Annotated in this window: 12 protein-coding genes; 1 reads left to right on the forward strand and 11 read right to left on the reverse strand. The window is 65.2% G+C overall.

The window, feature by feature from the left end; genetic code table 11:
• Positions 1 to 25: 25 nt before the first annotated feature.
• The 3 genes from BMW28_RS02410 to gabT all read right to left on the reverse strand — a co-directional run bounded on the left by BMW28_RS02410 (position 26) and on the right by gabT (position 4,136).
• Positions 26 to 1,213 (reverse strand): acyl-CoA dehydrogenase, encoded by a 1,188-nt coding sequence (locus BMW28_RS02410; protein ID WP_091813378.1) that lies wholly within the window; start codon positions 1,211 to 1,213, stop codon positions 26 to 28.
• A gap of 39 nt (positions 1,214 to 1,252) precedes the next feature.
• The gene (locus BMW28_RS02415) at positions 1,253 to 2,698 is read right to left on the reverse strand and encodes an amino acid permease (RefSeq protein ID WP_091813380.1); all 1,446 of its coding nucleotides are present in this window, start codon (positions 2,696 to 2,698) and stop codon (positions 1,253 to 1,255) included.
• A gap of 139 nt (positions 2,699 to 2,837) precedes the next feature.
• A complete protein-coding gene (gene gabT, locus BMW28_RS02420; RefSeq protein ID WP_091813383.1) occupies positions 2,838 to 4,136 on the reverse strand; it encodes a 4-aminobutyrate--2-oxoglutarate transaminase in 1,299 nt (432 codons plus the stop codon).
• Between the two features lie 195 nt (positions 4,137 to 4,331).
• On the opposite strand from gabT, the gene BMW28_RS02425 reads away from it, so the two are divergent.
• On the forward strand, positions 4,332 to 5,747 hold the full coding sequence (locus tag BMW28_RS02425) for an aminotransferase-like domain-containing protein (protein ID WP_091813386.1): 1,416 nt from the start codon (positions 4,332 to 4,334) through the stop codon (positions 5,745 to 5,747).
• Here the strand turns inward: BMW28_RS02425 and BMW28_RS02430 are convergent.
• From BMW28_RS02430 to BMW28_RS02465, 8 genes are all read right to left on the reverse strand, one after another.
• Positions 5,744 to 7,138, reverse strand: coding sequence for a cobyrinate a,c-diamide synthase (locus tag BMW28_RS02430; protein ID WP_091813388.1), 1,395 nt, complete (start codon positions 7,136 to 7,138; stop codon positions 5,744 to 5,746). The two genes, BMW28_RS02425 and BMW28_RS02430, sit on opposite strands and share 4 nt — an antisense overlap.
• A complete protein-coding gene (locus tag BMW28_RS02435) occupies positions 7,135 to 7,482 on the reverse strand; it encodes a (2Fe-2S) ferredoxin domain-containing protein (protein ID WP_091815385.1) in 348 nt (115 codons plus the stop codon). The genes BMW28_RS02430 and BMW28_RS02435 overlap by 4 nt, the downstream gene beginning before the upstream one ends.
• Positions 7,483 to 7,679: 197 nt before the next feature.
• Positions 7,680 to 8,735 carry a precorrin-3B C(17)-methyltransferase gene (gene cobJ, locus BMW28_RS02440; protein ID WP_091813390.1) on the reverse strand — a complete coding sequence of 352 codons (1,056 nt, stop codon included), beginning with the start codon at positions 8,733 to 8,735 and terminating at the stop codon, positions 7,680 to 7,682.
• Between the two features lie 29 nt (positions 8,736 to 8,764).
• Positions 8,765 to 9,223 carry a cobalamin biosynthesis protein gene (locus BMW28_RS02445; protein WP_327020808.1) on the reverse strand — a complete coding sequence of 153 codons (459 nt, stop codon included), beginning with the start codon at positions 9,221 to 9,223 and terminating at the stop codon, positions 8,765 to 8,767.
• A gap of 169 nt (positions 9,224 to 9,392) precedes the next feature.
• Positions 9,393 to 10,202 (reverse strand): cobalamin biosynthesis central domain-containing protein, encoded by an 810-nt coding sequence (locus tag BMW28_RS02450; RefSeq protein ID WP_091813394.1) that lies wholly within the window; start codon positions 10,200 to 10,202, stop codon positions 9,393 to 9,395.
• Positions 10,199 to 11,095, reverse strand: coding sequence for a precorrin-2 C(20)-methyltransferase (gene cobI, locus BMW28_RS02455; protein ID WP_234970029.1), 897 nt, complete (start codon positions 11,093 to 11,095; stop codon positions 10,199 to 10,201). The genes BMW28_RS02450 and cobI overlap by 4 nt, the downstream gene beginning before the upstream one ends.
• A 137-nt stretch (positions 11,096 to 11,232) precedes the next feature.
• Positions 11,233 to 12,540, reverse strand: a complete 1,308-nt coding sequence (gene cbiE, locus BMW28_RS02460) for a precorrin-6y C5,15-methyltransferase (decarboxylating) subunit CbiE (protein ID WP_091813397.1) — start codon at positions 12,538 to 12,540, stop codon at positions 11,233 to 11,235.
• Between the two features lie 7 nt (positions 12,541 to 12,547).
• Entirely contained in the window at positions 12,548 to 13,771 is a 1,224-nt protein-coding gene (locus BMW28_RS02465) for a cobalt-precorrin-5B (C(1))-methyltransferase (protein ID WP_091813400.1), read from the reverse strand.
• Positions 13,772 to 13,782 lie beyond the last annotated feature (11 nt).

Here is a 13,782-nt window from a genome sequence, read left to right on the forward strand (position 1 = left end):
GCAGGGAGGAGGAGACAACAGGGGCTTAGAAGGCAGCGATGCCGGTCTGGGCACGGCCCAGGATCAGTGCGTGGATGTCATGCGTGCCCTCGTAGGTGTTCACCACTTCCAGGTTGACCAGATGACGTGCCACGCCGAACTCGTCGCTGATGCCATTGCCGCCCAGCATGTCACGCGCCGTACGGGCAATCTCCAGCGCCTTGCCGCAATTGTTGCGCTTGAAAATGCTGGTGATCTCCACCGCCGCCGTGCCTTCGTCCTTCATGCGGCCCAGGCGCAGCACGCCCTGCAGGCCCAGCGTGATCTCGGTCTGCATGTCCGCCAGCTTCTTCTGGATCAGCTGGTTGGCTGCCAGCGGCTTGCCGAACTGCTTGCGATCCATGGTGTACTGGCGTGCCGTGTGCCAGCAGGCTTCGGCCGCTCCCAGCGCACCCCAGGCGATGCCGTAGCGGGCGCTGTTCAGGCAGGTGAAGGGGCCTTTCAGGCCACGCACCTCGGGGAAGGCGTTCTCTTCCGGCACGAACACCTCGTCCATCACGATCTCGCCGGTGATGCTGGCGCGCAGGCCGACCTTGCCATGGATGGCAGGCGCGGACAGGCCCTTCCAGCCCTTTTCCAGCACAAAGCCGCGGATCGCGCCTTCATCGTCCTTGGCCCAGACCACGAACACATCGGCCACCGGGGAGTTGGTGATCCACATCTTGTTGCCGGTCAGGCTGTAGCCGCCATCGACCTTCTTGGCACGGGTGACCATGCTGCCGGGGTCGGAGCCGTGGTTGGGCTCGGTCAGGCCGAAGCAGCCGATCCATTCACCGCTGGCCAGCTTGGGCAGGTACTTCTGCCGCGTGGCCTCATTGCCAAATTCGTAGATCGGGACCATCACCAGCGAGGACTGCACGCTGGCCATGGAGCGGTAGCCGGAATCGACACGCTCGATCTCGCGGGCGATCAGGCCGTAGCAGACGTAGTTGAGGCCGGGGCCGCCGTACTGCTCGGGGATGGTGGGGCCGAGCAGGCCGAGTTCGCCCATCTCGCGGAAGATTTCCAGATCGGTCTGTTCGTTGCGGAAGGCGTTGAGCACGCGCGGGGCGAGCTTGTCCTGGCAGTAGGCGGCGGCTGCGTCGCGCACCATGCGTTCTTCGTCGGTGAGTTGCTGGTCGAGCAGCAGCGGGTCATCCCATTGAAAGGCGGTGCGGGTGGTTTTCTGGAGCATTGCGTTGACTTCCTTCTTGATTTGATAAAACGGTGCGTGTCAGGTGGCGCTGGCCTCAGGCTGCAGGCCGACCATGGGGGCGATGTTCTGTTGCGATTGTCCGCCGATATTGAATTTCTGCGCGATCAGGCCCATGACGACGATCACGGCGGCCAGCATGGAGGTGTAGACCACTTCGGTGCGGTAGGTGCCTTCGAACACCATCACGATCAGCGAGGCGGCAATCGCGAAGATGACGGCATAGGTCAGCCAGGGGAACAGCCACATCCTGAAGCCGATGGGCTTGCCGGAGGCTTCCAGCTTCTGGCGCATCTTCAGCTGGGAGATGGCGATGCACAGGTACACGTACATGGCCACGGTGCCGGTGGCAGACATCAGCACGTCGTAGATGTCCATTTTCTCGGTGGCGGTCAGGTAGATGGCGACGAAGGAGAAGATGCTGGAGATCAGCACGCCGACCCAGGGGCTGCCGCTGTTCTTGCCGGTGATCTGCATGATGCGGTGCGCATCACCACGGCGCGACAGCGAATACAGCATGCGCGAGCAGGTGTAGAGGGCGGAGTTGAAGCAGCTGCAGACGGAGGTCAGCACCACGAAGTTGACGATGTGGCGCGCTTCGGGAATGCCCAGGCGCGTGAGCGTGACGGTGTAGGTGCCGTGCGTGGCGTCTTTCAGCAGCGGGTCGTTGTAGGGCACCAGGCAGACGGCGATGAAGATGGAGCCGACGTAGAACAGGATGATGCGCCACACCACGGATTTGGTGGTCTTGACGATTTCCTTGCTGGGGTTTTCGGATTCGGCAGCGGCCACCGTGACGATCTCGGCGCCGATAAAGGCGAACATCACCCCGAGCATGGCGGTGACTACGGCCCCGAATCCGTTCGGCATGAAGCCTTCTTTCGTCAGATGCGTGAAGCCGACGGCATCCGGCTGGCCCCAGGGCCACAGGTGGGTCAGCGCCAGCAGGCCGATGATCAGGAACACGATGATGGCCGTGACCTTGACCAGCGCAAACCAGAATTCGAATTCGCCGTAGTTCTTCACCTTCATCAGGTTGACCAGGATGAGCGAGACGGTGACGATGAGCATGTAGCCCCAGATAGGAATCATGGGGAACCAGCTGTGCAGGATCTTGCCGGCCACGTAGGCTTCCCAGCCCATGAGCAGGGCCCAGAAGTACCAGTACAGCCAGCCGATGGTAAAGCCGGCCCAGCGCCCGATGGCGCGGTCGGCATAGGTGGAGAACGAGCCCGTGTCGGGCTGGGCCACGGCCATTTCCCCGAGCATGCGCATGACCAGCACCACGACGATGCCGCCCGCGATATAGGCCAGGATGGCGGCCGGGCCGGCGTTGGCTATCACGTTGCCGGAACCGATGAACAGCGCAGCGCCGATCACGCCCGCAATCGAAATCATGGTGAGGTGCCGCGAGCGCAACCCGTTTTTCAGCGTGGTGCCTTCCGCACCGCAGGCTTGTGTTTTCATGTTGTCTCCTCTTTTATTCTCTCGCACGGGGGGAGCGGAGGGGCTCCGGATAAACATCGGGGTGCCGGCCTCCACGCGGGGCGGAATGCGTTCCGTTATCCCGCGCCGAGGGTGTGTCCGGCGCCCCCGACAAAAATGGTCAGGCCTGCTTGGCTGCTTCGACGCTGGCGGCCAGGATCTCCAGGCCTTCGTCCAGCAGGGCATCGCTGGCCGTCAGCGGCACCAGGATGCGCAGCACGTTGCCGTAGGTGCCGCAGGTCAGCAGAATCAGGCCGCGGCGGGCCGCCTCGGCGGAGATCGCCTTGGCCAGTTCGGGCGCGGGTTGCTGCATGTCGCCGTCCTTGCACAGCTCGACCGCCACCATGGCGCCCAGGCCGCGGATGTCGGTCAGTTCGGGGTGCTTCTCGGCAATGGCTTCGAGCTTGCTCACCATGTGGCGGCCCACATCACGCGAGCGCTGCAGCAGGTTGTCCTGCTCGAAGGTGTCCATCACCGCCAGCGCAGCCACGCAACCGATCGGGTTGCCGGCGTAGGTGCCGCCCAGGCCGCCGGGAGCGGGCGCGTCCATGATTTCGGCACGGCCGGTGACGGCAGAAATCGGGAAGCCGCCGGCCATGGACTTGGCCAGGGTGATCATGTCCGGCACCACGCCGCTCTGCTCGATGGCGTACCAGGTGCCGGTGCGGCCGGCGCCGGTCTGCACCTCGTCCACGATCATCACGATGCCGTGCTGGTCGCAGACGGCGCGGATGTGTTCGAGCAGGGCGCGCGGCGCGGGGTTGAAACCGCCTTCGCCCTGCACCGGCTCGATGATGATGGCTGCCACGCGGCTCGGCTCGATGTCATTCTTGAAGATCTGCTCGATGGACTCGATGGAATCCTCGACGGTGACACCGCGCTTGGGGTTGGGGAAGCGGGCGTGGAAGATCTCGCCGGGGAAGGGGCCGAAACCGGCCTTGTAGGGCACGACCTTGCCGGTCAGCGCCATGGTCAGCGAGGTGCGGCCGTGGTACGCGCCGCTGAAGGCAATCACGCCGCCGCGGCCGGTGTGGCAGCGCGCGATCTTGACGGCGTTTTCCACCGCCTCGGCGCCGGTGGACAGGAATACGGTTTTCTTGGCGAAGTCGCCGGGGGCCTTGTCGTTCAGGCGCTCGGCCAGTTCCACATAGCTTTCGTAGGCCAGCACCTGGAAGCAAGTGTGGGTGAAGCGGCTCATTTGCTGCTGCACCGCCTCCATGATCTGCGGATGGCGGTGGCCGGTGTTGAGCACGGCGATGCCACCGGCAAAATCGATGTAGCGCTTGCCTTCCACGTCCCAGATTTCGGCGTTGTCGCCGCGGTCGATGAAGATCTGGTGGGTGTGGCCCACGCCGCGCGGAATGGCCGCTTCGCGGCGCGCGTACAGGCTGGCGTTGGTGGTCTTGGTGGTGTCGAGCATGGCTTCCTTCTCCGGTGAATAACATTGGCGAACAATGGGATGCCACTCTATAGACCGGTCCGAAGGGCTAACATATACAGCTTGTGCCCGTGCTGACTGGTACTGTGCAGGTCGTTTGCGCTGTACAAATAAACCCGATCAGTACTAACCCCTATCTTTGAGGTGCTCAGCGGTCCGCCGGGACTGCCTTCTGCCATGTTCGTGCTCGATTCCTCCTCTTCCGTGTCCCTGGTCCAGCAGATCGTGGACGGTTTCAGTCGCCTGGTCGAAGAGGGTGCGCTGCGTCCGGGTTCCAAGCTGCCGTCGATCCGGCAGTTTGCCCATGCGCACGGGGTGAGCGTGTACACGGTGGTTGATGCTTACGACCGACTGGTGGCGCAGGGCTATTTCGTCTCGCGCCCGCACCTGGGCTTTTTCGTGCGTCGGCGCCGGCAGGACGATGGGCAGGTGCCTGCGGCCGGCGGCAGCTACGATTTCGACTCGATGTATTACATGAGGCGCATCTTCGAGCACCGCGGGCTGAGCCGCAAACCGGGTTGCGGCTGGCTGCCGGAAGACTGGCTGTTTGGCGACGGCGTGCGCCGTGCGCTGCGCACGCTGGCCTCCGGCGAGATCAGTATCAGCGGCTATGGCGAGCCCAAGGGCTTTGCGCCGCTGCGGCAGCTGGTGCGCGATCTGCTGGTGGAGCACGAGGTGGCGCTGACTACCGAGCAGATCCTGCTGACGCAGGGCTCCAGCCATGCGCTGGACCTGATTGCCCGACGGCTGGTGCATGCGGGCGATCCGGTGCTGATCGACGACCCGAGCTATGCCAACCTGTGCTTTGGCCTGCGGCTGCTGGGCGGCGAATTGCTGGGCGTGACGCGCACGGAGGAAGGCTACGACCTGGCCTTGCTGGAGCGCCTGCTGGAAGAGCGCCGGCCCAAGGTGTTCTTCACGCAGCCGCGGCTGCATTGCCCGACGGGCGCATCGGCCACGCTGGCGCATATGTACCGCGTGCTGCAACTGGCGGAAAAATACGATGTGACGCTGGTGGAGAACGATATCTACAGCGATCTGGATCCGCGCCCGCATCCCTCCTTTGCCAGTCTGGACCAGCTCAATCGCGTGGTCTACATCAGCAGCTTTTCCAAGACCATCTCGCCCAACCTGCGCGTGGGCTATATGGCGGGTAATCCGGAACTGATCGAGGATCTGGCGCAGCTGAAGATGATTTCGGGGCTGACTTCAGCCGAGCTGTCGGAACGCATCGTCTATGGCGCGTTGATCGACGGGCGCTGGCGCAAGCATGCCAAGACGCTGCGCGACCGGCTGACGGCTGCGCATGAGAAGGTGGCCGCGCGTTTTCTGGAGCTGGGCTTCGAGCTGTTCACCGAGCCCAAGGCAGGCATGTTTCTCTGGGTGCGTCATCCGCTTATTGCCGACGCCAACGTGCTGGCGCTGCGTGCGACCGAGCACGACATCCTGCTCGGCCCCGGCCACCTGTTCTCGCCGGGGCTGGAGCCCAGCCCGTGGCTGCGCTTCAATGTGGCGTTCTGCGAGGATGAGGCGGTGTTTGATTTCCTGAGGCAGGAGATTGCACGGGTGCAGGAACAGGGTGGTGCGGCTTAGGGCGCTCTGGATGCGCCGAACAGCGATGCTGTTACTGCAGGATTGGATGCAAACCACGCGTGGAAGTAGCTCGCCATGATGCAGCCATGGCGGTAGAGCGCATCGACGTTTTCGCCGGTGGACGGGCGTTGCGTATGGGCGATGGGCTCCAGCGGCGTTGTGCAGCGCGAGTGGTGGAAGGTGTGGCCGCGCAGGGTGCCGATGCCCCAGTCCAGCTGCTGGCTGCCCAGGGCGGCGAGGCGCGGCTGCATGGTGACTTCGCCAGGCAGCAAGCCCCATAGCGCCTGCGTGCTGCCATCCTTCTGCGTGAGTCTCTCGAACAGCAGCATCATGCCGCCGCACTCGGCCCACACCGGCTTACCGGCAGCGACGTGAGCCGCCATACTGTCCCGGCTGGTGGTGGCGCGGCCCAGCGCTTCAGCGTGCAGCTCGGGGTAGCCACCGGGAAGCCACACAGCATCGCAGGGGGGCAGGGCCTCATTGGCCAGCGGCGAGAAAAACACGACCTCTGCGCCCATGCCATGCAAGGCTTCCAGATTGGCTGCGTAGATGAAGCACAGGGCGGCATCGCGGGCGACTGCGATGGTCCTGTCTCGCAGCAGCTGGGGCAGCGCCTGCTTTGGTGGAGCAGGAAACGCGATGCGCCAGTCTTGCCAGGATGAGGCTTGTCGCTCGTTTCCGGTTTCTGCTGCCGCGGCACTGGCACTGGCACTGGCACCGCATCCCGGCTCCCACGGTAGAGCACCCAATGCCGTCTTCGCCAGCGCATCCGCCACCGCATCCAGCCGCGCAGTGGCATCTTCCACCTCCTGCGCCACCACCAGCCCCAGATGCCGCTCCGGCAGGCTGAAACCGGCATCGCGCGGCAGATGGCCCCAGAAGTGGTCCTCCACCACGCTCTCGCTCAGCATGCCGGCGTGGCGTTCGCTGCCCACATGGTTGGCCAGCACGCCGGCCCAGGGCAGCGGTTGGCCGGAGGGGTGGGGGTAATGGCGCAGGCCGTAGGCCACAGCCCCGAACGTATCCGCCATCGCCGCTGCGCTCAGGATGCACAGCACCGGAATGCCCAGCAGCCGCGCAATATCAGCCGCACTGGGCTTGCCATCATGCAACCCCATCACGCCTTCGATCAGGATCAGGTCCGACTCCTGCGCAGCGCGATGCAGGCGTTCGCGGATATCCTGCTCCCCGTTGATCCACAAATCGAGCTGGTACACAGGCCGCCCGCTGGCCAGCTCGTGCCAGTACGGATCCAGAAAATCCGGCCCGCACTTGAACACCTGCACACGGCGTCCGGCGCGCGCATGCAGGCGCGCCAGCCCGGCGGTGAGCGTGGTCTTGCCCTGGCGCGAGGCGGGCGCGGCGATCAGCAGGGCGACGCAGGATGTCATGGCGCGTCGTCGTCGCAGATGCCGTCCGGCCCCTGGTGGAACACCAGTTCCTGCACCACGCGGCCATGCACCAAATGCTCGTCGATGATGCGGTCCATATTGGCCGAGGTGACGTTGTAGTACCAGACGCCATCCGGCTGCACGCAGACGATGGGCCCGCCCTTGCAGGCGGCAAAGCAGCTCACGCGGCTGCGCTTGACGCGCAGATCGCCTTCCTGCAGTCCTGCCGCCTTGAAGCGCGCGCCCAGGCTGTCATACAGCTCCTGCGACTGGCCGTCTTGTGTGCAGCGCGGACCCACGCACAGCAGCAGGTGGCGGCGGTAGTGGCTGATCTTGGGTTTGATGACTGCGGGTGCGTCTGCGGTCGCGGACGCGGACGCGGCGGAGTCATCGCATGTGCAGTCTGCCGGTTTCGCTCCTTCAGTGGCAAGCTTTACCTGGATCGCAGCGTTCCTGCTCTGCAAGGCCATCTCCACTGCGGCATCACATCCGCGTTCGCAGGTCAGGCATTCTTCGCGCAACGCGGCAACCTGGGCTTCATTCATGCTTCCACTCCTTCTTCGGCATTGATGGTGGTGTCGAGCACCGGCTCGTCGATGGTCATGCGGATGTAGTCCGCCGGCAGACGGTATTCTGCCGCGAGCGCCTCGATGGTACTGCCTGCTGCATGCGCTGCACGCACGGTTTCCTGCCAGCCGTTCAGTCCGGTGCTGAGCGAGCGGCCGGCTTTTTCGCCTTCACGCGTGTTCTTGCTGCCTTCCACTTCGTACTTGTTGGCATAGCCGCGCGGCGTCACCATCAGACCGTGACGCACAAAGGTGTTGCTGTTGCCGATCAACACGGTGCTGAGCATGCCGATGTCGCAATCGGTCATGTCGGCCAGCGTGGTGTGCACGATGTCCTGGCGGCGGCGGTAACCGGACTTGACGATGGCCACCGGCGTGGCCGGATCACGATGGCGCAGGAACAGGCGCTGCGCCTGCACGATCTGCTGGGTGCGGCGGCCGCTCTTGGGGTTGTACAGTGCGACCACAAAGTCCGCGGCGGCAGCAGCATCCAGACGGCGCGCGATGGTGGGCCAGGGCGTCAGCAGGTCGGACAGCGAGATGGCGCAGAAGTCATGCGTCAGGGGCGCACCGACCAGCGCCGCGCAGGCGTTGATGGCGGAGGCACCTGGGATGATCTCGACTTCGATGCCATCCGCCACTATGCGGCGGATGCTGCCATCTTCCGCTTCTTCCTCGGTCACTTCGGGCGGCGTCCAGCCGGCCTGGAACAGCACCTCGAACGTCGGGCCGGCCATGCCGTACACGCCCGCATCGCCGGACGACACCAGCGCCACCTTCTTGCCCTCGCGTGCACGCTCCAGTGCCTCGATGGCGCGGTCCAGTTCCTCGGTCATGCTCTTGCGGATGACCTCCTTGCCGCCGATCAGGTCGGCGACCAGCTTGATGTAGGTGACGTAGCCGATGATGGTGTCGGCTTCCTGGATCGCTTCGCGTGCGCGTGCCGTCATGGTGCCGGCGTCGCCGGGTCCGATGCCGACCAGCATGATCTTGCCGTTGCGGGAGGGGGTGGGAGTGGTGGTTGCAGTCATGGGGTTCCGTAGGAAATGCGGTTGCGGAATCAGGGGGTGGCGGGGACTGCCGCCGGCAGGACGGCAATCGATACCGTGGCATTGCGGCCATCGGGGCCGCGCAGCTTGTGTTTTTCCACCAGCAGGTGGGTGGCGGGTAGGGCCTGGGCATGGCTCTGGCTCTGGCTCTGGCCCAGATGCAGGCCGCCGGCGAGCAGGCCGCCAGCGAGCAGCGCGGCGGCTTCGCTTACGGACGGCGTGCCGGTGTACTTGCGCACGGTTTCGCTGGGGTTGGGTACGTCGACACTGGCCAGCTGCGGCGCGGGGAAGAAGCGGATGTGCCAGTGCTGCTGGCGGGCGATCTCCTGCATGCAGACTTCGTCGGCCTTCAGGTCGATGCTGGCGACGACGGCCACCTGCTGCCAGTGCAGACCGGCCTTGTCGAGCGCCTGCGCGATGGCCTGGTGCAGGGTGGCGGTGGGGGTGCCGCGGTCGCAGCCGAGGCCCAAGGCGCACAGTCTCGTTTCCGGGGGGCCTGGTTCTGCATCCTTTGTTTCAGGACAGCTTCCAGCTACATAGCCGGGTGTTTGCGTGGGGGCTTGCTTGTGCAAGCTGCTGGCGGTCGCCGTGCCGGCTTCCAAGCATGGCGTGGCATCGTCGGCGGAAGGGCGCAAGATCTCAGCCACGGTCCTCTTCCCCTTGCCCCTCTGGCGGCCGATAGACCACCAGCCGTTCATGCCACTGCTGCCAGAACGGCGCGTCCAGTTCGGCACGGGTCACCCACAGCACCGAGCGATGTCGCGCCGGATCGACCTGGTTGAAGCTCTGGAGCAGTTCCACATTGGCGGGCAGGGGTGTGGGACGCGTCCACCAGTGGCTGCTGCCGGCTTCCTGCACAAAGGCGATCGGTTCGCCATTGACCACATCGGCCGACACACGCGTGATGTTGATCTTGGGCGCCTCCACGCGCCAGCCGAGGTGGCGGCCCAGGATGTCCACCGGAATCGTCTTGCCCACGTCCGAAGCCGTGGTCAGCACGGGCGTGGCGCCCAGCAGTGCGCCCACGCGCTCGCTCCAGGCGTTGGCGCCGCCCACGTGGCCTGACAGCACCGGGATTACATAGTCGCCCGCATCATCCACCACGATCACGCCGGGGTCCTCGTCCTTGCTCCTGAGATGCGGTGCGATCAGGCGCACCACGGCGCCCAGCGACACGAAGAACACCAGCTGGTCATGCTCGGTGAACAGGCGGGGGATCTCGTCCTTCAGGGCGCCGGTGTAGACATGCAGCGGGCTGGACAGGCCGGCAAAGACTTCGCCGAACTTGGCCGAGGTGCAGATATGCGGAGCCGGCAGATGTTCGGGCCAGCGGCTAGCCAGTTCCAGCGCCTGGGCAGCACCGTGTTTCGTAATGGCGATCAGCGCCACGCGTACCTGATCTTCGGGTACTGCAGGGGCGGATGTCACGACTTTCTGGTCACTGCTCATGCGGTAGCCTCGCTGTTGCTGTTGCTGTTGCTGTTGCTGTTGCTGTTGCTGTTGCTGGCGTTGGCGTTGGCGTTGGCGTTGGCGTTGGCGTCCACGTCCGTGCCGGCTGCCGCCGCTGTGTCAGCCGGCACAGCACGATCCTTCTTCAGGCAGCCCTTGATGCGTTCCCCCCGCACCCGGTGCGGATGCTTGATGATCATCAGCGAGAGATAGCTGATCTTCGTATCACGCAGCGTCAGCAGCTCGCGCCCGCTCAGATGACGTTCGTCCTCGGCGCCGGAGCGTTCGATGAACCAGGCTTCTTCCAGCAGGTCGCGTTGTTCCAGCCAGTCCAGCAACTCGTTCAGCAGCGGTTTGATCTTCATCAGCACCAGGGTGTCGAAGTCCTTCAGGTGCCGGTCGATGGCGCTCACGCCGTAGGCCGCCGGGATGATGGCGATGGTGTCATCCTGTTCGGCCAGTGCGATGCCGGCATCGGCACAGGCCGAGGTGAAGGAGTTGACCCCTGCAATCGTGCGCACCGGAATGTCTGCATCCAGCTGCTGCACCGTGCGCGCCAGATGGCCGAACGTGGCATAGGTGCTGGCGTCGCCCTCCACCAGAAACAGCACGTCCTTGCCCGCTTCCAGCCAAGGCAGGATCGCATGCGCAGCCTTGAGCCAGGCAGCGGCCAGCTTTTCACCATTGTGCGTCATCGGGAACAGCAGTTGGGCGTGCTCTTCAGGCGGCTGCAGGCGGGCGCGCGAGACGATGTCGAAGGCGTAGCTGGGCGTCTTGCCGCTGCGCGCGGGATAGACCCAGGCCGCATCGCGGCGTTGCAACTGCGCCCACGCATCGCGCGTGATCAGGCCCGGTGCGCCGGGGCCGAGGGATACGCCGATCAGGGTACCGATCGTCGTTTTGCCAGTGCGCCGTGTTGCGCCATGCGGAACGCAGTCCGCTACATCATGGCTGCCATTGCCGGGCTTCAACTGCGCGCTGGCAGCATCCACGCCCGCGGCTATGGCGTTCAACAAAGATTCACGATGCATCATTTCTCTTTCTTCGCGGTCACGATCCAGACCGGGTTTTCCGCAGCCATGCGGTGCATGTGCAGAATGGGTTTGCTGCGGGCGGCCTGCAGTTGCAGCACATCCCACGCGATGCCGCTGTCTTCCAGTGCCTGTAGCGTCGCCGTGGCCGTGGCCAGGTTTTCCAGCGTCACGAAGTTCATCACCAGATGGCCACCCGGCTTCAGCCGCTGCGTGATCAGGCGGATCAGCTCCGCCAGTTCGCCTCCGGAGCCGCCGACGAACACCGCGTCCGGATCAGGCCAACCGTCCAGCAGTTCGGGCGCCTTGGCGTTGAACAGGCTGTAGTTGCTCAGGCCAAACGCCGCATGGTTGGACTGCGCGATGGCAAAGTCGCCCGCGTTCTTCTCGATGGCAAACACATGGCCCTGCTGGCACAGGCGCGCCGCTTCCAGTCCCACCGAGCCGCTGCCGGCGCCAATGTCCCACACCACACTCGAGGCGCGCAATTGCAGCCGCGCCAGCGAAACGGCACGCACTTCCTGCTTGGTGATCAGCCCCTTGTCGGGCTGGCGCTGCGCAAACGCGCTGTCGGCCTGGCTAGTCAGTACCGGGTCGGGCAGGGGTGTCTGGCGCCACAGCAGCACCACATTGGGATGGGCGAACTCGCCGCTGGCCACCTCATCCACACTCAGGTCGCCCAGCACGCGTTCCTGCGGGCTGGCCAGGCATTCGGCCACCGCCATGCGGAAATCGCCGGCCAACCCCTCGATCTGCAGCAGGCGCGCAATGCGGCCGGGCGTGTTTTCGGGGCTGGTCAGCACCGCCAGATGCATATGGCGTCGCAGCTGCTGCGCCAACGCATACATGCCGTGGGAGGGCGGGGCGCCGCGTTCCCACTCGCCGGTATCGCGCGTATGGATGGACGCCAGCTTCATGTCCGCCCACGACAGCCCCAGCCGCGCACACGCCAGCTGGATGGTCGAGACATTCGGCATCACATCCACCGCGTTCACGCACAGGCGTGACGCCAGATAGCTGCCCACGCCGAAACAGAGCGGATCGCCGGTGGCGAGCACCACGCAGCGCAGATCCAATGCGCGCGCCGAACGCACCCATTCGGGTACTTCGGACAGCTTGCCGGTGGCGTCATGCACCTGAGCATCGGGCTTGAAAAGGGGCGCGAACAGCGCGAGGCTGTCGGCCCAGCTGATGATCACGTCCGCATTGCGGATGTGCGCCAGCGCGGTCGGCGTCAGGCTTTCGGCGCCATCGTCGAGCACGCCGATCACGCGGCAGGGGTTGGGGTCCTTGGCAAGGGTCTGCATGCCGGGCTTATTCCGTATCAAAGTCAGAAGAATGGGTGTGGCCGATGCCGGTGCGTCCGGCACTGCTCGGCCTGGGGCGCTCGGGCACCGGCGGCGACAGCACATCGGCCACCTTGTTGCCGGCAAAGTCGCACACCAGCACGCGGAGCTGGAAGGCGTCGCCGTAGCGGTCGGGCGCGGTCAGCGTGTCGATGGCGGCCTGCGCCAGCGCGTGGTGGAAGGCATCGCCCAGGCCACGTTCCACCATCAGTTCGGCGCCGAAGCGCGCCGTTTCTGCGTTGGCAATGGCAGCGCAATCCTCCTCGCTGGCGCCGATCTGCCGGGCAATGCGCGCCACCAGATCGGTGTCCACCACGTTACGGTTGGCGTGCGTGATGGTCTCGCCCTGGGCGATCTTGGTCAGCTTGCCCACCATCACGCCCAGCACCACCAGCCGGATGCCCTGCGCCACCACCTCGTCCAGCGCGTAGCGCAGAAAGTCGCCCATCTGGATGAAGCAGGCCGACGGCAACTCGGGGTGGTCCTTGCGCAGTTCGGCAATGGCAAAACTCTCGGTGCGCCCGCCGGTGGTCAGAGCCACCACCTCATGCCCCAGCGTGGAGACCACCTGGATGGCCTGCACCACGCTGGCGCGCCAGGCGCTGGTGGAATACGGCTTGACGATGCCGGTGGTGCCCAGAATGCTGATGCCGCCCAGAATGCCGAGGCGCGCATTGGTGGTCTTCTTCGCCATGTCCTGCCCGCCGGGCACGCTGATGGTCACTTCCAGCCCGTGGTGATTCAGCAGGTCGCTGCCGTGCTCGTCCAGCGCTTCGCGCAGGTTGTCGGCAATGTTCTGGCGCGGCACCGGATTGATGGCCGGCCCGCCCACTTCCAGTCCCAGGCCCGGCATGGTTACCGTGCCCACGCCTTCGCCGCTGCGATAGACGATCTTGCCCACCTGCCCGGGCAGCACGCGCAAATCGACGGTCAGATGCGCCTTGTCGGTGCAGTCCGGATCGTCGCCAGCGAACTTCTCGACCCAGGCATGCGCACGCCGCTGCGCGCCCTCGCCCTCGACCACGCCATCGCCCACGGCAAAGCTCACGCGATCGCCATTGGGCAACAGGCTGGTGATGTGCGGCGGAATCAGCCCGTGCACCAGTCCCACCGCGCAGGCGCGTGCTGCCGCGGCGGAACAGGCGCCGGTGGTGAAGCCGGTGCGGGTGCCTTTCTGGGGTTTGCCTTCCATGCCTGAATGCT

The organism is Allobrachymonas denitrificans DSM 15123 (assembly GCF_900110225.1).
Classification (GTDB): Bacteria; Pseudomonadota; Gammaproteobacteria; order Burkholderiales; family Burkholderiaceae_C; genus Brachymonas; species Brachymonas denitrificans.